The following is a 214-nucleotide window of genomic DNA, read 5'->3' as shown; positions in this document are numbered from 1 at the left end:
AATGCGGATGTAGCGCAGTTGGTAGCGCATCACCTTGCCAAGGTGAGGGTCGCGAGTTCGAGTCTCGTCATCCGCTCCAAGACTTTCTTGACGCCAAACTTTTTGGCATAAGTGAGTGGAGGGTCTTGATAAATACATATGCGCGATTAGCTCAGTGGGAGAGCGCTTCCCTGACACGGAAGAGGTCACTGGTTCAATCCCAGTATCGCGCACA

Annotated in this window: 2 tRNA genes; both read left to right on the top strand. The window is 52.3% G+C overall.

Going from position 1 to position 214, the window contains the following annotated elements:
* The first annotated feature begins 3 nt into the window (after positions 1-3).
* Positions 4-79 (top strand) — tRNA-Gly (locus tag HMPREF3009_RS01615).
* Between the two features lie 61 nt (positions 80-140).
* Positions 141-212, top strand: a tRNA-Val gene (locus HMPREF3009_RS01610).
* The last annotated feature ends 2 nt before the right edge of the window (positions 213-214 follow it).

This window comes from Corynebacterium sp. HMSC034H07 (assembly GCF_001815175.1).
GTDB classification, from domain to species: domain Bacteria; phylum Actinomycetota; class Actinomycetes; order Mycobacteriales; family Mycobacteriaceae; genus Corynebacterium; species Corynebacterium hiratae.
The sequence above is the reverse complement of the archived record's forward strand: the minus strand, read 5'-3'. Positions and strand labels throughout refer to the sequence as shown.